The organism is Oceanobacter mangrovi, assembly GCF_019740315.1.
Lineage (GTDB): Bacteria > Pseudomonadota > Gammaproteobacteria > Pseudomonadales > Oceanobacteraceae > Oceanobacter > Oceanobacter mangrovi.
Window position 1 is genome coordinate 125,526 of record NZ_JAHXZR010000008.1, and the last position, 19,300, is coordinate 144,825.

Annotated in this window: 16 protein-coding genes; 4 read left to right on the top strand and 12 right to left on the bottom strand. The window is 53.9% G+C overall.

Annotation, left to right across the window (positions count from 1 at the left end):
- From bamA to rpsB, 9 genes are all read right to left on the bottom strand, one after another.
- On the bottom strand, window positions 1–2,559 hold the full coding sequence (gene bamA, locus K6123_RS16380) for an outer membrane protein assembly factor BamA (RefSeq protein ID WP_221799678.1): 2,559 nt from the start codon (window positions 2,557–2,559) through the stop codon (window positions 1–3).
- Window positions 2,560–2,586: 27 nt separating this feature from the next.
- Window positions 2,587–3,927: an RIP metalloprotease RseP gene (rseP, locus tag K6123_RS16385; protein WP_221799680.1), complete on the bottom strand. Its 1,341-nt coding sequence runs from the start codon at window positions 3,925–3,927 to the stop codon at window positions 2,587–2,589.
- The gene (gene ispC / locus K6123_RS16390; RefSeq protein ID WP_221799682.1) at window positions 3,924–5,117 is read right to left on the bottom strand and encodes a 1-deoxy-D-xylulose-5-phosphate reductoisomerase; all 1,194 of its coding nucleotides are present in this window, start codon (window positions 5,115–5,117) and stop codon (window positions 3,924–3,926) included. The genes rseP and ispC overlap by 4 nt, the downstream gene beginning before the upstream one ends.
- The gene (locus K6123_RS16395; RefSeq protein ID WP_221799684.1) at window positions 5,114–5,959 is read right to left on the bottom strand and encodes a phosphatidate cytidylyltransferase; all 846 of its coding nucleotides are present in this window, start codon (window positions 5,957–5,959) and stop codon (window positions 5,114–5,116) included. Before K6123_RS16395 ends, ispC begins: the two co-directional genes overlap by 4 nt.
- The gene (gene uppS / locus K6123_RS16400) at window positions 5,952–6,719 is read right to left on the bottom strand and encodes a polyprenyl diphosphate synthase (protein WP_221799686.1); all 768 of its coding nucleotides are present in this window, start codon (window positions 6,717–6,719) and stop codon (window positions 5,952–5,954) included. The genes K6123_RS16395 and uppS overlap by 8 nt, the downstream gene beginning before the upstream one ends.
- Before the next feature lie 7 nt (window positions 6,720–6,726).
- A complete protein-coding gene (gene frr / locus K6123_RS16405) occupies window positions 6,727–7,284 on the bottom strand; it encodes a ribosome recycling factor (protein WP_221799688.1) in 558 nt (185 codons plus the stop codon).
- Window positions 7,285–7,286: 2 nt separating this feature from the next.
- Window positions 7,287–8,021, bottom strand: a complete 735-nt coding sequence (pyrH, locus tag K6123_RS16410; RefSeq protein ID WP_221799690.1) for a UMP kinase — start codon at window positions 8,019–8,021, stop codon at window positions 7,287–7,289.
- Between the two features lie 100 nt (window positions 8,022–8,121).
- On the bottom strand, window positions 8,122–8,976 hold the full coding sequence (gene tsf, locus K6123_RS16415; protein WP_221799692.1) for a translation elongation factor Ts: 855 nt from the start codon (window positions 8,974–8,976) through the stop codon (window positions 8,122–8,124).
- An 86-nt stretch (window positions 8,977–9,062) separates the two neighbouring features.
- Window positions 9,063–9,809, bottom strand: coding sequence for a 30S ribosomal protein S2 (gene rpsB, locus K6123_RS16420; protein ID WP_221799694.1), 747 nt, complete (start codon window positions 9,807–9,809; stop codon window positions 9,063–9,065).
- Window positions 9,810–10,106: 297 nt separating this feature from the next.
- On the opposite strand from rpsB, the gene map reads away from it, so the two are divergent.
- From map to K6123_RS16435, 3 genes are all read left to right on the top strand, one after another.
- On the top strand, window positions 10,107–10,886 hold the full coding sequence (map, locus tag K6123_RS16425) for a type I methionyl aminopeptidase (protein ID WP_221799696.1): 780 nt from the start codon (window positions 10,107–10,109) through the stop codon (window positions 10,884–10,886).
- Entirely contained in the window at window positions 10,886–13,594 is a 2,709-nt protein-coding gene (gene glnD / locus K6123_RS16430; RefSeq protein ID WP_246624856.1) for a [protein-PII] uridylyltransferase, read from the top strand. The genes map and glnD overlap by 1 nt, the downstream gene beginning before the upstream one ends.
- Window positions 13,595–13,709: 115 nt before the next feature.
- Window positions 13,710–14,543, top strand: coding sequence for a pirin family protein (locus K6123_RS16435; RefSeq protein ID WP_221799699.1), 834 nt, complete (start codon window positions 13,710–13,712; stop codon window positions 14,541–14,543).
- Window positions 14,544–14,619: 76 nt separating this feature from the next.
- Here K6123_RS16435 and K6123_RS16440 read toward each other — a convergent pair whose 3' ends face one another.
- A complete protein-coding gene (locus tag K6123_RS16440) occupies window positions 14,620–15,972 on the bottom strand; it encodes a DEAD/DEAH box helicase (protein WP_221799701.1) in 1,353 nt (450 codons plus the stop codon).
- Window positions 15,973–16,125: 153 nt separating this feature from the next.
- Between K6123_RS16440 and K6123_RS16445 the strand changes: the two genes are divergently transcribed.
- Entirely contained in the window at window positions 16,126–16,986 is an 861-nt protein-coding gene (locus tag K6123_RS16445) for a M48 family metallopeptidase (RefSeq protein WP_246624857.1), read from the top strand.
- Window positions 16,987–17,021: 35 nt separating this feature from the next.
- On the opposite strand, the gene K6123_RS16450 is transcribed toward K6123_RS16445, so the two are convergent.
- Complete coding sequence (locus tag K6123_RS16450) at window positions 17,022–18,065, bottom strand: AraC family transcriptional regulator (RefSeq protein WP_221799703.1); 1,044 nt, start codon at window positions 18,063–18,065, stop codon at window positions 17,022–17,024.
- Window position 18,066: 1 nt separating this feature from the next.
- On the bottom strand, window positions 18,067–18,981 hold the full coding sequence (locus K6123_RS16455) for a GGDEF domain-containing protein (RefSeq protein WP_221799705.1): 915 nt from the start codon (window positions 18,979–18,981) through the stop codon (window positions 18,067–18,069).
- Window positions 18,982–19,300 lie beyond the last annotated feature (319 nt).

Here is a 19,300-nt window from a genome sequence, read left to right on the forward strand (position 1 = left end):
TCAGAATACCTGACCAAGAGAGAACTCGAAGCCTTCAGTCTTGTCATTCCGCTGATCATTCAGCGGGATTGAATATACAAATGTCAGTGGCCCGATAGCGGTAATCCAGGTCAGGCTGACACCGGTACTCATCCGGATATCGTTAAGATTCACACCGGTTTCGCAATACGGATGCGAGGTCAGTGACGGAATATCTTCGTCATACGGGCTGTAGCAGTAGTCGGTAAAGGTATTACCGGCGTCGAAGAACACCAGGCTCCGTACTGAGCTTTGATCTTCAATAAACGGCAACGGAAATATCAGCTCCAGTGAGCTTTCAACCAAAATGTTACCACCCAGAGCTGCCGGGGTTTCATAGTAAGCTGGCGCTGTTACGACTGAACCATCATCGTTGGTTTTATAGACCGGCTTGTAATGATTGGAGTTGGAAACGGCGACTGCAGCACCATCGGCATCGGTCTTGTAGACGATTGATGGAGATGAGCTGTCATACTCTGGCAGACCAAGGTTGTCGGTCTCGTACACCACATTGCCATCAGAATCGGTTTCAACCACAGGTACAGCAGTGTATTCCGGCAGACCTTTTGGCCCCAGACTGTTGCTCTGATAACCGCGAATGGAACCCAGACCACCAGAACGATAGTTCTTGAAGAATGGCAAACGGCTGAGGTTACCGTAACCATTGCCATAACCCAATTCGGTACGAATACGGAATGACCACTCATCTGCCAGCGGGAAATAGTAGTTGGCGGTATAGCCCAGCTTGTAACTGGTCAGGTCACTGCCCGGCACACCAATGTCCACCGACAGTTTCTGCTCCATACCAGCGGTTGGGAACATGCCCTTGTTGAGGCCGTTATAACGCCAGTTCAGACCAACGGAATACTCATCAAAGGTATCGCCCTGCTCGTCCATGAACTCAATGATTTCAGCAGGTACTGTTGAGCCTTCAAACATCTTGGTATTGGTATACCCCACCGACGCCGACAAACGCTGACGACTGGAAATCGGATAACCAAAAGTCACGTTACCGCCCTTGCTGTTGGTCTGGTAATCACTGACCGTGCTCAGGCTCTTGTAGTCAGTTTCGCGATAGAACAGGTTGTAACCACGGCTGACGCCATCAATGGTGTAGTACGGGTTGTAGTAGGAGAAGTTGTACGACTGGGTAGTATCGTTCTTCTGCACACTCAGACTCATGCGGTTACCCGTGCCGAGGAAGTTGTTCTGGCTGACACTGGCCCCCAGAATCATGCCACTGCCACCAGCGTAACCGATGTTGAAGTTGAGGCTACCGTTAAGCTGTTCTTCAACGTTGTAGTTAACGTCGATCAGATCATCCTCGCCAGGAACCGCCGGAGTTTCAACGGTAACGGTTTTAAAGAAGCCCAGCTGATTCAGTCGGTTCTTGCCAGACTCAATCTTTTCGGTCGACGCCCAGCCACCTTCCATCTGCACCATTTCACGACGCAATACTTCATCTTCAGTATTGTCGTTACCACTGAAATTCACGCTGCGAACATAGGTGCGACGACCAGGTTCCACAAAGAAGGTAATATCAACTTCCAGCGCCTCGTCATCCGGCTTCGGATTGCCGTCAACCTTGGCAAAGGTATAACCATCGTTACCCAGCCGACGAATCATGGATTCGCTGCTATCAACCACCTTGCGACGGGAGAACACATCGCCGGATTTGATTTGATACAGCTTGGTGAACTCTTCTTCATCCAGTTTAAGGTTACCGGCCAGATTGATGTTACGGATATGGTAGACCTCGCCTTCCGACACACTGATGGTGATGTAAACCCCATCCTTGCCTGGCGCCAGTGCGACCTGAGTGGATTCGATGTTAAAGCGCAGATAACCACGGTCGTAATACCAGGAACGCAGGGTTTCCTGGTCGGCCGCCAGCTTCTCACGGGAATACTTGTTGTCACCAGCGTACCAGGACCAGAAATTACTTTCCTGCAACGACAATTGTTTCAGCAGTTGCTCATCACTGAACGCCTTGTTACCCACGATGTTGATGTGGGCAATGCTGGCAACATTTCCTTCATCAATCTTGATTTTGAGGCTGACGCGGTTGCGCGGCAACGCGGTTACTTCGGTATTGATATCAGCGTCATAACGACCCTGAATCACATACTGGCGCTCCAGTTCCAGCGCGATGCGATCCAGCGTTGAACGCTTGAATACCATGCCTTCGGACAGGCCGGCATTTTTCAGCGAATCCAGCAGAGCGTCATCGGGAATGGCGGAGTTACCATCGAGATCAATGGTGGTGATGGTTGGCAATTCAACCAGCTGAAAAATCAGCACATTGCCATCACGATAGAGTTTGACGTCGTTGAACAAACCACTGGCAAACAGACGGTGAGACACTTCCGACAGCCGACTGGAATCAACCGAATCTCCTACCGCAATTGGCAGGCGCTCGAAAACAGTACCGGCAGACACCCGCTGCAGGCCTTCGAGGCGAATATCTTCAACAACAAACGAATCGGCTACGGCAACGGAAGAAACCAGCCCCAGCAACAGGGTCAAAAACAGCGAGCGCATGAAATACGTAAATCCAGTTCAGAGGCCTTAGAGCCTGCCAATATCGTTATAAAAAGCTACTGCCATCAGGCTGAACAGCAAAAAGACTCCCACCTGCATGGCGACAGACTGAATGCGCTCCGGAAGCGGTTTGCCCAGCACACCTTCAATGGTGTTGAAGACAATATGACCACCATCCAGCATAGGCACAGGCAAAAGGTTCAGCACTCCGAGTGAAACACTCAACAAAGCGAGGAACTGAACAAAGGATTCCAGCCCGCCAGAGGCTGAAGCGCCGGCTACTTTAGCAATCGTGATTGGGCCGCTCAAGTTCTTTACCGAAAGATCACCAACAACCATTTTGCGGAGAGAATCCAGTGTAAAAACAATGAGATCCCAGGTTTTTGAACAGGCTTTCAGAAACGCAGAAAAGGGATCCAGCGAGCTGCTGGCAAGCCAATCTGAGGGAATTTCCGGCTGCTGGGCAGCCACTCCGGCAAAACCACTCTTACTGCCATCGGCCAGCTCACGGGTACGTGGTGTCAGATCGATATGCAAACGAATACCGCTGCGTTCAATCTCCAGATCCAGAGTTTGGCCAGCACTTTGCTGCACCAACTCGACCCAGTCGTACCAGTCGCCAATCGCAATGCCATTGGCGTTGAGAACCTTGTCGCCCGGCTGTAAACCAGCGGCCTCGGCAGCACTGTCCTCAACGATGGAACCCACGACTGCCGGAACCTGCAACTGCGGCGGAATCAGCCCCAGCGAACCAATCATGTCGGGCTGATCGGTATCTGAAAGCCAGTGACTGATCGGTAACGATACTTCCCGGGTCAACTGGTTATGGTCCTGCAGCGTCAGGCTGATACTGCCGGACTCACCCAGACGGCTGATCAAGCGCCAGCTGACATCTTCCCACGTTGCGGTGGCACTGCCGTCAACAGCAACGATCTGCTCCCCTGCACGTACACCGGCAGCCGCAGCGACACTGTTCTCTGGTACCGAGCCGATCTGGGAAATAACCCCGGTAGTGCCAGCCGTAAACAAGGCCCAGTACGCCAGCACAGCAAAGATAAAATTGGCAAACGGACCCGCGGCAGCAATGAAATTACGCTGGGCGACGGATTTGGCGTTAAAGCTTTCTGAGCGGAGTTCTTCCGGCACATCGCCTTCACGTTCATCCAGCATCTTGACGTAGCCACCCAGTGGCAGTGGTGCCACCGAATATTCAGTTCCCAGCTTGTCGCGTACCGAAAACAGCGGTTTGCCAAAGCCAACGGAAAACCTCAGTACCTTGACCCCACTGCGGCGGGCGGCCCAAAAATGACCATATTCATGAATAACCACCAGAATACTGATGGCCACGATGAACCAGATTAGCGTCACAATCCAACCTCATTTACCGACGAATGCAGATACTGCCGAGCCTGTTGACGAGCCCAGTCATCCGCTTCCAATACATCATCCAGCTGATGAATCACCCTCGGCGTGTGGGAGTCCATCACCTGCGCAACCAGGCTTGGAATCCTGTTGAAGCCAATTTGTTCCTGCAAAAATGCTTCAACCGCAATTTCGTTGGCGGCATTCATGACCGCCGGCATGGTGTCACCCACCGCAAACGCCCGCCGTGCCAGCGTCAGGGCCGGAAAAGTCGCATCATCGACGGTTTCAAAATCAAACCGGGCAATCTCGAACAGGTCGAGATTTTTGACGCCCGCATCTATGCGTTGCGGCCAGGCCAGACCATAGGCAATCGGCGTGCGCATGTCCGGCTGTCCCAGCTGGGCAATCACCGATCCATCGCAATATTGCACCATGCTGTGAATCACGCTCTGGCGATGAACGACGACCTGGATATCATCCGGCTGGCAGTTGAACAGGAAGCAGGCTTCGATCAGCTCCAGCCCCTTGTTCATCAGGGTGGCGGAATCGACAGAAATTTTCTGACCCATTGACCAGTTAGGATGCGCCACCGCCTGGGCGGGCGTTACATCTTGCAACTGCTCAGCAGTCCAGCCACGAAATGGCCCACCAGAGGCCGTCAGCAGAATCTTGCGAATGCCATGCTGGCCAAAATCGCCCTGATAGCTGGCTGGCATGGATTGGAAAATAGCGTTGTGTTCGCTGTCGATCGGCAACAGCTCGGCACCACCGTCGCGTACTGCCGCCATAAACAGCGGCCCAGCCATCACCAGCGCTTCCTTGTTGGCTAACAGTACCCGCTTGCCTGTGCGGGCCGCAGCCAGCGTCGGAATCAACCCGGCCGCCCCGACAATCGCCGCCATCACCATGTCGACATCAACATGTGCGGCAACTTCGGCAATGGCATCAGCACCCGATAACACAGTGGTTGGACAATCGGCTGGCAGCAGGGCCTGCAACTCAACGGCCGCCGACGGATTCAACATTACCGCATAGAGAGGCTGGTGTTGCAGCACCTGTTCAGCCATTTTGGTGGCACTACTGGCCGCCGTCAGTGCAAAGGCACGATAGCGGTCGGGATGACGACCAATTACGTCGAGTGTGCTGCAACCGATTGAGCCGGTTGAGCCAAGCACAGTGACGTTGCGGATCATTTGGCGAATCCCCAGTCGAGCAGGTAAATACACAGAGCAAAGACGGGCACAGCTGCCGCCATGCTATCGATGCGATCCAGCACACCACCATGACCCGGCAATAGTGAAGAGCTGTCCTTGATACCACGATGACGCTTCATCATGCTTTCAACCAGATCGCCCAGCACGGAAACCACCATGGTCACGACGGCAATGATCACCATCTGCAGATAGTCACTGGCAGACATTGGCTGCAACCAGGTATCCAGTCCCCAGCCAAACAACAGTGCAACAACCGCCGCAGTTACCAGGCCTCCACGGAAACCAGCCCAGGATTTACCCGGACTAACGTTAGGTGCCAGTTTGGTGTTACCCCAGCGCTTGCCAGCGAAATAGGCACCGGTATCCGCACCCCAGACAATCAGCATCACAAAAACGATCAGCAATGAACTGTGTGGCTGCATCTTCAGCTGCATAAAACCCACCCACATCGGCAGCAGCACGCAAAGCCCCAGCATGGCGCGGATGGGTCGTGAACTCCACCAGGCGGTACCTTGTGGATAACGCCGCACCAATGCAAAGGCGATCACCCACCAGAAGGCTCCGACGAGCAGGAAATAAACCACCACGGAAGGGAAAAAATAATAGGCCCGGGCGGTAATATAGAGGCAGACGAACACCATAAAGGCGTATCCAACCCGCCCCCATTTACGCTCATAACCGGCGATATTGGCCCATTCCCAGGCACCAAGTGTGGCAATAACGGCAATAAAAATGGCGAATTGCTTCAGCGGCAGGAAAAAGATGCCGATGATCATCAATGGCGCCAGCACCAGGGCGGTGAGAACACGCTGTTTAAACACTGGCAGTAGCTTCCTTCAACTGATCATCGGTACGACCGAATCGGCGAGTCCGATTGGCAAAACTGTCGAGCGCCTTGCGGTATTCCGCTTCCTTGAAATCAGGCCAGAATGCCGGCGAGAAATACAACTCACTGTAGGCACACTGCCACAGCATGAAGTTGCTGATACGCTGCTCACCACCGGTACGGATCATCAAGTCCGGCGCTGGCAGATCACTGAGCCAGGTATATTGGTGCAGGACCTGCTCATTGATATCAGCAGGATCAAGACGACCAGCCTGGACTTCTTCGGCAACCTTGCGACACGCCTGGGCAATGTCCCATTGGCCACCGTAGTTGGCAGCAATCACCACAGTCATACCGGTGTTATTGGCAGTCAGCGCTTCGGCATCCGCAATCAGTTTCTGAATGCGGGCTGAAAAACCGGACTTGTCGCCCATCACCAGTAGCCGCAGCTTGTTACGGTGCAATCGCTTGACCTCACGCTCGAGTGCGATCGTGAAGAGTTGCATCAAGGCATTCACCTCGATCGCCGGGCGGCGCCAGTTTTCGCTGGAAAACGCGAACAGTGTCAACACTTCCACGCCAGCCCTGGCAGACACCTCTACCACGCTTTTCACCGCATCGACACCGGCCTTGTGGCCGGCGATTCCTGGCATCAGACGGGATTTTGCCCAGCGATTATTGCCATCCATAATGATGGCAACATGGCGAGGCGCGCAGCCAGCGGCTGCGCCTTTATCATCAATACTGGTAGACATCTGCTAATCAGACCTGCATCAGATCCTTTTCTTTCTGGGCCAGATGCTCGTCCACCTGAGCGATGTATTTGTCAGTCAGTTTCTGGATCTGGTCTTCACCGCCACGCTCTTCGTCTTCGGAAATCATTTTTTCCTTCAACAGTTCCTTGATGCTGCCATTGGCATCACGACGGATGTTGCGCACGGACACACGACCTTTTTCAGCTTCAGCACGAGCCTGCTTGATGAAATCCTTACGGGTTTCTTCAGTCAGCATTGGCATGTGCAGGCGGATAGTGTCGCCATTGGTAGTCGGGTTCAGGCCCAGGTCAGATTTCAGAATGGCGCGTTCGATCACAGGCACCATGTTCTTTTCCCATGGGTTGATTGCCAGGGTACGGCCATCTTCAACAATGACGTTGGCAGCCTGGGCAACCGGAGTTTCAGTGCCGTAATAATCAACCTTGATATTGTCCAGGATAGCCGGATTGGCACGACCGGTACGAACGCGCTTGAAGGCTTCCAGCAAGGCAGCAACGCTTTTCTGCATGCGGTCTTCAGCGTCTTTCTTGATATCTTCGATCATTATTACTTCTCCTCGCTCACAATCAGGGTGCCGTCACTGCCGCCAGTAACCAGACGGGCCAGCACACCCATTTCATTCATGTCATATACACGCAGTGGCATTTTGTGGTCCCGAGCCAGACAAATAGCAGTCAGGTCCATTACGCCAAGCTCCTTCGCCAGTACTTCCTGATAGGTCAGGGTGTCGTACTTGGTTGCCGAAGGATCTTTTTTCGGGTCGGCAGTATACACACCATCCACGTTGGTGGCTTTCATTACCACGTCAGCATTGATTTCAATACCACGCAGACAGGCTGCAGAATCAGTTGTAAAGAAAGGATTGCCGGTACCGGCAGCAAAAATAACCACGTCACCCTGATCCAGTGCCCGAATAGCACTACGACGATCATAATGATCAACCACACCGCTCATCGGAATCGCCGACATAACACGAGTGGTAATATTGGCGCGCTCCAGCGCATCACGCATGGCCAGCGCGTTCATAACGGTCGCCAGCATGCCCATGTGATCTCCCGCCACGCGATCGAGGCCGGACTCACTCAATTTTTTGCCACGGAACAGGTTACCACCACCAATCACCAGCCCCACCTGTACGCCGATTCCCTTCAGCTGGCCAATTTCCAGAGCCATACGATCGAGCACCTTGGGATCAATCCCGAAGTCCAGCTCACCCATCAGGGCTTCGCCGCTCAGTTTCAGAAGAATGCGTTTGTATTTGGGACTTTGTTGCTTGGACATGATCGACTCCGATTCCATTTGCTTAATCTGGATACAAATATGCCGGGCAAACCCGGCATATCAATAATCGGGACAGGGACAGGCCTGCCCCAATCAGAAATCAGCCTTTCAGCTGTGCAGCTACCTCAGCAGCGAAGTCAACGTGTTCAACTTCGATACCTTCGCCAACTTCCATACGGATGAAAGCAACGATTTCCGCACCGGCTTCCTTGGCCAGCTGACCAACAGTCTGGTCTGGGTTCTTGACGAATGGCTGATCTACCAGGCTGTTCTCTTTCAGGAACTTGGAGATACGGCCAACCATCATTTTTTCAACGATGGCTTCTGGCTTGCCTTCCATATCAGGCTGAGCCTTGATGATTTCTTTCTCTTTCTCAACAACGTCTGCAGGCATGTCTTCTGCGCGAACCACACGTGGGTTGGCAGCAGTTACGTGCATGGCGATGTCTTTGGCGACTTCTTCGTTACCGCCGTTCAGGGCAACGATACAGCCAACCTTGCCGTTGGAGTGCAGGTAAGCACCAACAACACTGGATTCGATTACAGCTGGACGACGTACAGTGATGTTTTCGCCGATCTTCTGAACCAGACCCATACGAGCTTCTTCCAGCTCGCCTTCCATCAGCTTGGCGACGTCAGTTTCACGAGTCTCTACCAGTTTGGCAACTACTTTGTCAGCGAAGCCATTGAAGTTGGAATCACCGGCAGCGAAGTCAGTTTCAGAGTTAACTTCAACAACGAAAGCAACACCTTCCTGAACCACAATGCGCAGTTTGCCTTCAGCTGCAGTACGATCAGCTTTCTTGGCAGCTTTCAGACCAGAGTTCTTGCGCAGGTCTTCGATTGCTTTTTCGATGTCGCCATCGTTGGCAGTCAGGGCTTTCTTACACTCCATCATGCCCAGACCGGTGCGTTCACGCAGTTCTTTAACCAGAGCGGCTGATACGTTCGCCATAATCCCAATCCTCTAAAAATACTTGTCTACAAATTCTTGCTTTAAAAAAAGGGGGCAAGCCCCCTTTTTCACGTCAGACTGCGGCGTTACTCTGCTGCAGCTTCTTCAGCGTCAGCGGCAACTTCAACGAAAGCATCCGCTGCAGGACCATTCTGCTGCTTGCCTTCCAGTACGGCGTCTGCAACGGCAGAAGCGTAGATCTGGATAGCGCGGATAGCGTCGTCGTTACCAGGAATAACGAAATCAACACCGTCTGGGTTGGAGTTGGTATCAACGATACCAGCAACCGGGATACCCAGCTTGTTGGCTTCCTGAACAGCGATACGCTCGTGGTCAACGTCGATCACGAACAGCATATCTGGCAGACCACCCATTTCCTTGATACCACCGATGGAGCGTTCCAGCTTCTCCATTTCACGGCTGCGCATCAGGGCTTCTTTTTTGGTCAGCTGTTCGAAAGTACCATCGTTTTGTTGCGCTTCGAGGTCACGCAGACGACGGATAGACTGACGGATGGTTTTGTAGTTGGTCAGCATGCCACCCAACCAGCGGTGAGCAACGAAAGGCATGTTGCAACGCTCAGCCTGCTCTTTCATGATCTTGCCGGCAGCGCGCTTGGTACCAACAAACAGAACCTTGTTGTTACGGGCTGCAACGCCTTCAATCTGAGCCAGGGCAGCATTCATCGCTGGAACAGTGTGCTCCAGGTTGATGATGTGAATCTTGTTACGAGCACCAAAGATGTAACGACCCATCTTTGGGTTCCAGTAACGGGTCTGGTGACCGAAGTGAACACCTGCTTTCAGCAGGTCACGCATATTTACTTGTGCCATTTTTCTTACCTTGATAATTGGGTTAGGCCTCCACATACCCAGAGACTCGACTGCTTGCGAACAAACAGCACCCCGAGACGCCGTTGCGGTACGTGTGTGTGTTGTATGCCGGTGCAGGGTCAGTTACCTGCCCTGTCCGTACAAGAATTTCAGCGCGCGCTTTATACCACTTTGGCTGCAGACTTTCCAGCGCGATTAAGTCTATAGCAACAGCTTATTACAAATAATGATTATTCACCCTGGCGTGCTCTACCGATACAATAGGCGTTCAAACAAACCGAGTTACCAAGTATTTCAATGACTGTTCAAATCAAGACGGCTGAAGATATCGAGAAAATGCGCGTTGCCGGACGACTGGCTGCCGAAGTCCTCGAGATGATTGGTCCCCACGTTGTACCAGGCGTTTCCACCGGCGAACTGGATCGTATCTGTCACGACTATATTGTTAACGTGCAGCAGGCCATTCCTGCGCCGCTTAACTATAACGGTTTCCCGAAGTCGATCTGCACCTCCATCAATCAGGTTATCTGCCACGGTATTCCGAGCGATGACAAGCTGCTGAAGAAAGGCGACATCATCAATATCGACATTACCGTCATCAAGGACGGTTACCACGGCGATACCAGTATGATGTTTTTCGTTGGCGAACCATCACCAGCCAACAAGCGTCTGGTCGAGATCACCCGCGACTGCCTGTACCTCGGCATCGACATGGTCAAACCCGGCGTTCGCCTGGGCGATATTGGTGCTGCGATCCAGCAGCTGGCCGAATCCAGCCACTACTCTGTTGTGCGTGAGTATTGCGGCCACGGTATTGGCAAGGTGTTCCACGAAGAGCCCCAGGTGCTGCACTACGGCAAGGCCGGTACCGGCCTCGAATTGCAGCCCGGCATGACCTTCACCATCGAGCCCATGATCAACCTGGGAACCCGCTTCAACAAGTTGATGAAAGATGGCTGGACTGTGGTCACCAAAGACCGCAAACCATCAGCCCAGTGGGAGCACACCCTGCTGGTCACTGAAACCGGTGTGGAAGTGCTGACTGCCCGCCAGGACGAGAAATACTGGAACAAGTGATGGATATGGTGGTTGCGGAACTGACTCCGGTTTGCAGGCAAACCCTGCAAGCCCAGATGGCTGAATGCCGGGCATTGATTCCTTTTATCAAGGAGTTTCTGGCCGAAACCCAACGGCAAGCCGATGCCTATTTCCGCGCCACTCTTGACGCCACCCCACCGGTAGTATTTCGTTCAGCCCAGATTGATGCCCTGCTGGAAGCCATGTGGATCCATCAGGGTCTTGATGTTGAAGGTCTGGCCCTGATCGCCGTTGGTGGTTATGGCCGCGGCGAGCTACAGCGTCATTCCGATATTGATGTACTGCTGCTGTGTCGTGATGAAGCCAGCATCCAGCAACATGGCGAAGCCCTGCAGGGGTTCATTACCCTGCTATGGGATACCCGGCTGGATATTGGTCACAGCGTTCGCACCCTCGACGACTGCTTCACCGAAGCCGAGAAAGATCTCACCATCATCACCAACATGCTGGAAAGCCGGCCACTGGCAGGCGACCCGGAACTGTTTTACCAGCTCAGACATATCATTCGCGAAGACAACATGTGGCCAGCAGCCCGTTTCTTTGCCGAAAAATGGCGTGAACTGCTCGACCGCCACGCCAAGCACAATGACCCCGAATACAACCTCGAACCCAACGTTAAAAACTCTCCGGGGGCGCTGCGGGATATCCAGACCATTTGCTGGGTCACCAGCCGCTATTTCGGCGAAGGCAGCCTGACCGCACTGCTGGAAAAAGGCTTTTTAACGCCGTTTGAGCACAAACGTCTGGCCAGCAGCCTGCATTTTCTCTGGCAGGTGCGTTACGCCCTGCACATGCTGTCCAATCGTGAAGAAGACCGTTTGCTGTTTGACCTGCAACGGGAAGTTGCCAGCCTGCTGGGTTTTGAAGACAACGCCGAACAACTTGGCGTCGAACGCTTTATGACCCGCTTCTACCGCAACCAGCTGGCCACTACCGAGCTATGTGACCTGCTGCTGCTGCATTTCAACGAAGACATCATGAAAGCCGGTCAGTCCAGCGAACCGGTCATTGTGAACAAGTACTTCGTACTGCAGGACGGCTATTTGCGAGTAACTGACCCGGAACTGTTCGCGCGCGAGCCAATCTGGCTGTTAAAAGTCTTTGTTTTGTGTGCGCATCTGAAAGATGTCGATGGCGGCGATATTCTCGGCGTCCACTCCGACACCATCCGAGCCCTGCGTGATCACCGCCATCTGATCGACTTTGCCTATCGCACCGATCCGGCCAACAACGCCTGTTTTATGGAGTTGATGCGCAACAAGGATCATGTCGTGCGCGAACTGTCGCGAATGATGCGCTACGGTATTCTTGGTCGTTACATTCCTGAATTTGGTCATATCATCGGCATGATGGAGCACGACCTGCTGCACATTCATACAGTCGATGATCACAGCTTCCGAATGATTCGTTTCCTGCGTCAGCTGCGTTTTTCAGAACAGCGTGAACACTACCCGCTGGCTTCCAAGCTGATTCACAAGGTGCAGAAACGCGAAGTTATCTATCTGGCGGCACTGCTGCACGACACCGGCAAGTCCATTGAAGGTGACCACTGCGCCAACGGCGAAACCATTGCCCAGAATTTCTGCCGCCAGCATAACCTCAAGCCGACCGACACCCACATGGTCAGCTGGCTGATTGCCAACCACCTGACCATGTCGCACGCAGCGCAACGGCTGGATCTCAACAATCCAGAAGATATTCACCAGTTCGCCATCGAGATGGGCGACCAGTATCACCTCGACCTGCTGTATCTGATTACCCTGGCCGACATGGTGACCACCAATCCGAAGCTGTGGACCAGCTGGCGTGCCGAACAGATGCGCGAACTGTACCGCAACACCCAGCAAGCCTTGCGTCGAGGGCTGGCCAACCCGATCAACAAGGAAGATTACATCGAGGAAATCCAGCAAGACGCCATCGCCCTGCTGAAGCAATCCGGTCTTGATCAGGATGCAGTCCGTAGCATCTGGGGCCATGCCGGTGATGATTATTTCCTGCGTGAGAACCTCGATAACATCGTCTGGCACACCATGGCGATCCACCAGCATGGTGACGATCCCAACCCGCTGGTCAGCATTCGCCAGACCTCCAATGAAGATCTCGAAGGTGCCACCCAGATCTTCATCTATATGAAAGACCAGATCGACCTGTTTGCCGTAACCACCGCTACCCTCGACCAGCTCAACCTCAACATTCAGGACGCCCGCATTATGACGTCCGAGGTCGATAACAATGTGATGGACACCTACATCGTGCTGGATGAGCAATACCAGCCAATCGAGGACCCACAACGACTGGCGACCATCAGGCAGGCCCTGATCGACGCGCTCGACGACCCGGAAGACTATTCCACCATTATTCGCCGTCGCACTCCACGCATGCTCAAACAGTTCCCGGTGAAAACCCAGGTCACCATGAGCAACGATCCTTTTATGCAACGCACGGTACTGGAAGTTATCGCCGCTGACCGCCCCGGCCTGCTGGCTCGCGTTGGCGCGATTTTCTCGGAGTTCGGAGCCCAGATTCAGGGCGCCAAGCTGCTGACCGAAGGGGAAAAGGTGTCGGATATTTTCTACATCGTTGACCAGAACGGCGAGCCCTATTCCGACCCCGATACCTGTACGACCTTGCAGCAGGCAATCAAGCAGGGCCTCGATGAGCAGATCGAAGCCCAGACCCAGTTCTAGTTGCCATCCATATCCAGCCGGGATTAATTCGACAAAATAGAACATATTTGTCGAATTAATCCGATTTTCTCGAAGCCTCTAACTGGTTATTGTGTCTCGTAACCAGGAGGTTTCCATGACACAAGCATACAAAAAACTTATCCGCGCCCATGCCAGCTCTGATGGCGATGGCGTCAAGATCCAGCGCGTCGCGCTGTTCAACGAAGCGCTCAGTGACCCCTTCCTGATGATCGACGAACTGCGCTCCGATAACCCGGATGACTATATTGGTGGCTTTCCGCCGCATCCGCACCGCGGCATGGAAACCCTCACCTACCTGATTCAGGGTGGCCTCGAGCACCGTGACCATATGGGCAACCGCGGCATGATTCACAGTGGTGGGGCGCAGTGGATGTCCGCAGGTCGTGGCGTGATTCACTCGGAAATGCCATCTCTGGAAATGGACGGCCTGCACGGTTTCCAGCTGTGGATTAACCTGCCAGCTGCCGAAAAAATGCAGGACCCGGCCTACCGTGATGTCCCTGCCAGTGACATTCCACAAGTCCAGAGCCAGAGTGGTGTCAGCCTCAAATTGATCGCTGGTCAGTGGACCATTGATGGAGAGCAGTTCAGTGCGCCGTTGAGCCGTATGGCGGCCGACGCCGGCATTGCCGACGTGCAGATTGCTGCTGGCCAGTCGCTGACATTGCCGCTAAAAGCCGGTTATCAGGCGATGGCGTTTATGTACGACGGCAACCTCAAGGGTCTGAATCAGGGCAAGGCACTGGTGGTGTTCAACACCGAAGGGGATCAGATTGTGCTGGAAGCCGAACAGGACTGTCGCCTGCTGCTGTTAAGCGGTCGTCCGCTGCAAGAGCCAGTCGCTCATTACGGACCATTTGTGATGAATACCGTGGAAGAAATCCAGCAGGCAATTGCAGATTATAACGCGGGCCGTTTTGGCAACTAATTAACAGCCTGCCGCACAGACGACAGCGGTGTGTTTATCAAACACCGCTGGTGTCCGTTCCCGGCTCAGCTCAAACTCAGCTTTCGCCTGGCTTTTTACGGCGAATCGGTGCAAAACCTTCACCGTCCATCAGATTACCGCGATCAGCAGCGGTCTTTGGACGTGACGGCCTCGGGCCATTACGCTTCTTGTCGCTGGCACCCTTGGCCTTCGCAGCCGCTTTGCCGGTTGGCTTTTTCTTGCGCTTGACCGTGCTGGCAGCCTTGCCGGAAGCCTTGAGCTTTTTCGGGCCCTTGTAGGCACCTTCCAGACCTGGAATCTTGCGGGATTCCATTTCCACCTGCAGATAACGCTCGATGGTGGCCTTGAGGTTCCACTCGTTTGGCGCGATCAGACTAATGGCACGACCGATGTTATCAGCACGGCCGGTACGACCAATACGGTGAACGTATTCATCGGCCTTGCGGGCCAGATCATAGTTGATCACCAGATCCATGCCTTCAACGTCGAGACCACGAGCAGCAACATCGGTGGCGATCAGAATGTTGCGCTTGCCTTCGCGCAGTTGCTGCATCACGTACTTGCGCTCGTCCTGGGTCATCTCGCCGTGCAGCATGGCCACACCTTCACGATGACGACGGACAAATTCCACCAGCCGCTGCACTTCGTCGCGCTTGTTGGCAAAAATAATCGCCTTGTCGTATTGCTCATTGGCCAGCAGCCAGACCAGCAAACGATCCTTGTGAGCGTTGTCGTCAGCCAGAATGCGCTGCTGCTGGATCTTTTCGTGCTGATCCTGAATCGAACGGGTGGTAATGGCTTCCGGCTCACGCAGCAGGGTTTTGGCAATCCGCACCACACCTTCGTGACGCAGGGTCGCCGACAGCAGCATGGTCTGACGCTCACTGCCACAGGCCTGACGGATAATATCCATGTCTTCGGCAAAACCCATGTCGAGCATACGGTCAGCTTCGTCAAGAATCAGGAATTCCAGATCGCTCAGCACACAGGTTTCACGCTTGAGGTGATCAACCAGACGACCCGGCGTGGCCACCACAATTTCCGGATTCTTGCGCAACAGGGCGGCCTGATACTGGAACTCCTGACCACCGGTCAGCAAGCCCACATTCAACTGCACCAGACTGCAGAAATGCTCGGCAACCTTGAACACCTGCTGGGCCAGCTCACGGGTTGGCAGCAGAATCAGCATCCGGGTAGCAGAATCAGGCGCCGGAGTTTCCAGCATTGCCTGCATGGCTGGCAACAAATAAGCCAGGGTTTTACCACTACCGGTTTCTGCGCATACCTGAACATCCTTGCCTGCCAGCGCCAGCGGGATAACCGCCTGCTGCACATCCGTCGGGGTGTCGATAGACAGTTGCTCAAGACCCAGCAGCAAACGTGGATTTAGGGAAAATTCGGTAAACACAGATCAACCTCTCGATAAATTTGCGCGGAGTATAACAGTCTCGTGACAACAGTGAGGGAAAAGCGTATCGGACTTCAGCATCCCGCCAAATAACTTTAGACTGAGACTCTTGTTTACGTCATCTGACACTTCATTAGAAACCGGAATTCGATCATGTCACAGAATTTACACCGTCCTCGTCTGCTGCCACTGGCACTTTCCGTCACCCTTACTGGTGCCTTGCTGGCTGGCTGTTCCACCAGCCCGACCGGCCGTTCCCAACTGATGGTGGTCACCCCGGATCAGGCCATCACTGAATCCAAAAGCGCTTATGTTTCCACGGTTGGCGAATTGGGCACCGAAGGCAAGCTGGTTACCGACAGCAAAACCCTCAACCGCATCAAAACCATTACCGGCCGTCTGGTCACCGAAGCGGTGGCGAAGTTTCCCAAAACCGCCAACTGGAGCTGGAGCGTTGCGGTGATTGACGATGCCGAAACACTGAACGCCTGGTGTATGGCTGGCGGCCGCATGGCCATCTACACAGGCATTATCGACAAGCTCGACCTCACCGATGACGAAATAGCCCAGATCATGGGCCATGAAATTTCCCACGCACTGGCTAACCATACAGCCGAACAGATGTCCCGTGCAGTGCTGATCAACGCCGGTCTGCAGGCCACCGCTGCCGCTACGGAAAACAACCAGTATGCATTGAGCGGCACTGCGTTGGCCGCCAAATACGCACTGCAATTGCCCAACAGCCGCACTGCGGAAACCGAAGCCGACCGCATTGGTATTGAGCTGGCCGCCCGTGCAGGTTACAACCCGGCGGCAGCTGTCAGCCTGTGGGAAAAAATGAAAAAAGCCGCCGGTGGCAGCACGCCGGAATTCATGAGCACTCACCCGTCGCCATCCAACCGTTCCAAAACCCTCGGTAAACTGGGGACGGAAATGCTGGCGCTGAACCCAACGCTGAAAAAAGCCGCAGTGTACCCGGTTACCATGGTGACCAGTACCAGTCAGCTGCAATAAGAAGTGCGTGCTGCGGCGGGAAATGAATTCCCGTCTCAGCCAATCAATGGTTCAAACAAACTGACGCGACTGCGAGCGTCACTGGGAGTCACGCCCACCCAGCGCTTGAAAGCGCGACGGAAGTTGGTGCTGTCATTGAAATTCAGATGAGCCGCCACCTGCTCGTTGTTCCAGCCCCGTACATGCAACAAATACAAACTCATTTGCAAGCGCGCCTGATCCTGCAACTGCTGGAACCGACAGCCCTGTTTACCCAGCTTGCGTTTCAGCGTTGCCGAGCTCATCGCCAGCATATCCGCCACATCCGGCAAGGAAACCGGCTCCTGCACGTGCCGCAGTAACAGCTGATAGACATGTTCGGCCAAACTGACTTTGGCCCGATCTGTCAGCAGCAGTGATTCTCTCCAGGCAGCCTGGCGGGCAGTTTCTGAACCACGACTCCAGGGTTTGTCGATCCATTGCCGCTCGATAAACATGACGTTAACGCCAAGATCAAAGGCCAGCTGATCGCCCAGATTCACTGTGTATTGCTCATCGTAGGTCGGCCGACTATAGGCAAAACCAAACCGCCACGGCGACCGTTCGCCACTCATCCAACGGCTGTAGGAGGCCAACGCACTCATCGCGGCTTCGATCAGAAAAGGACTGGCCGACGCTTCCGAAAGAGTCAGCCAATAAACATAACAGTAGCGATCATCGGTCTGGATATGCGGTACTGCCCAGGGCGATAACTGCACCCTGTGATTGCTGAGGGCATCCAGTGCATCCCGCAAGCAACCGGCGTTGCCGAGCAAGGCACTTGGAGCACCATAATGACCGGGCCACCAGGATGATCCCCAGCGGAACGAGATTTCCGGCTCATTGGATAACTTGCCAGCGTTAGCCACCAGTGCCAGCCCCTGGTTTTCAGAGATCAATACCTGGCCTGCCAGCAAGTCTTCATAAAACAACCCGGTACCACGCAGAATCTTGTGACTGCAGATATCCCGCGAGCGCAGCATATCAATCAGCATGGCAGGCTGGTGATGGGCAGCAAAGATGCGTTCGTCACTTTCGTACCAGAGCGTCGCTGACGTCATCTCAGGCGGCCTCTGCAAAACCGTTACTGGACTTGGCCTGCTGCAAGGCCAGGTTAGCCCGCTGGATCAATTGCTCGGCGGTTTCGCCCTGCCACGAGGCCAGACCGATACTGACGGTCTGGTACAGGCTTTCCCCCGTCGTCTTGTGCTTATAGGCAAAATGTTTCACCGCACCCGCCAACTCCTCACCCAACTGGCGACCACGGTCAGAATCCGTATCGGGTAGCAGCACTGCAAAACGATCGGCAGCATAACGGCAAACCAGATCATTCTGGCGTAAATTGAGCAGTAACAATTCGGAAATTTCATGCAACATGGCATCACCTTCGCGGTGGCCATGGAGTCGGTTAACGTCGGCAAAATTATCAATATCAACCATCAACAGCACCAGCTGCTGTTGTGGCCCAAACACCGCCTGCAGCTGCTCCCGCAAATAACCAACTCGCCCCAGCTGGGTGAGGTTGTCGACAAATCGGTGCTCCCGGAACAACCGTTCACGCTTGCGTAATTGCTGATTAATACTCAGCTGTTCCTTGTGCCAGTGCACCAGACCATACGTCAGCAAGGCAACACCGATTGGCATGGCGCCGGATTCAAGCCAGTGATCCCAGAACACCTCACCGGGTAAACGAATAAATTCGTCGAGGTTGTCCTGCCACATGGCGAGAAACATAAAACCCAGGCCCAGCGTCAACAGGTCAGTCACCCGACCAGCCGGGCGGCTGCCAATGATCAGCATCATCCAGACCGCCAGCGCCAGTGCTGAGCCACCTTCGCCCACCACATCGAGCCAGTCGATTTCAGCCAGGGTCTTGGGCGTTCCGACCAGCAGAAAACCAACCAGTCCACTCAGTGCCAGACCAAAGATCAGCACCAGTTTCTGACGATGTAATCCCAGGTTAGTGAACATACTCATAAGCCGAACTCATACAAACCATAGCCATCACGGCGTTTAACCAGTGAAAGTGCTGCGCCGTCTCAATGGCGGGCATTAAACCATGAAGACCCCGGAGGAAACCCGCGGGGGTCAAATTAGCTCATTCAAATCCGGCCCGATTTCGATGAATTTTTTATGACAGCAAGACCAGCCCAGTAAACATCAAGCCCGTCAGTTTCAGGCGGGTTCACGCCGGAGCAGCAGAGCTGATTCCAATACGGGTCAATTTGGGGGTCAATTTGGATCACCTACAGACGTTGGACGGTCAAAAATCCTTGTTTTCACCAGCCCTGACGGC

Coding starts and splice junctions, on each gene's coding strand:
- bamA (WP_221799678.1), bottom strand. CDS start 2,559: ATGCGCTCGCTGTTTTTGACCCTGTTGCTGGGGCTGGTTTCTTCCGTT.
- ispC (WP_221799682.1), bottom strand. CDS start 5,117: ATGATCCGCAACGTCACTGTGCTTGGCTCAACCGGCTCAATCGGTTGC.
- uppS (WP_221799686.1), bottom strand. CDS start 6,719: ATGTCTACCAGTATTGATGATAAAGGCGCAGCCGCTGGCTGCGCGCCT.
- frr (WP_221799688.1), bottom strand. CDS start 7,284: ATGATCGAAGATATCAAGAAAGACGCTGAAGACCGCATGCAGAAAAGC.
- pyrH (WP_221799690.1), bottom strand. CDS start 8,021: ATGTCCAAGCAACAAAGTCCCAAATACAAACGCATTCTTCTGAAACTG.
- tsf (WP_221799692.1), bottom strand. CDS start 8,976: ATGGCGAACGTATCAGCCGCTCTGGTTAAAGAACTGCGTGAACGCACC.
- rpsB (WP_221799694.1), bottom strand. CDS start 9,809: ATGGCACAAGTAAATATGCGTGACCTGCTGAAAGCAGGTGTTCACTTC.
- map (WP_221799696.1), top strand. CDS start 10,107: ATGACTGTTCAAATCAAGACGGCTGAAGATATCGAGAAAATGCGCGTT.
- glnD (WP_246624856.1), top strand. CDS start 10,886: ATGGATATGGTGGTTGCGGAACTGACTCCGGTTTGCAGGCAAACCCTG.
- K6123_RS16435 (WP_221799699.1), top strand. CDS start 13,710: ATGACACAAGCATACAAAAAACTTATCCGCGCCCATGCCAGCTCTGAT.
- K6123_RS16445 (WP_246624857.1), top strand. CDS start 16,126: ATGTCACAGAATTTACACCGTCCTCGTCTGCTGCCACTGGCACTTTCC.
- K6123_RS16450 (WP_221799703.1), bottom strand. CDS start 18,065: ATGACGTCAGCGACGCTCTGGTACGAAAGTGACGAACGCATCTTTGCT.
- K6123_RS16455 (WP_221799705.1), bottom strand. CDS start 18,981: ATGAGTATGTTCACTAACCTGGGATTACATCGTCAGAAACTGGTGCTG.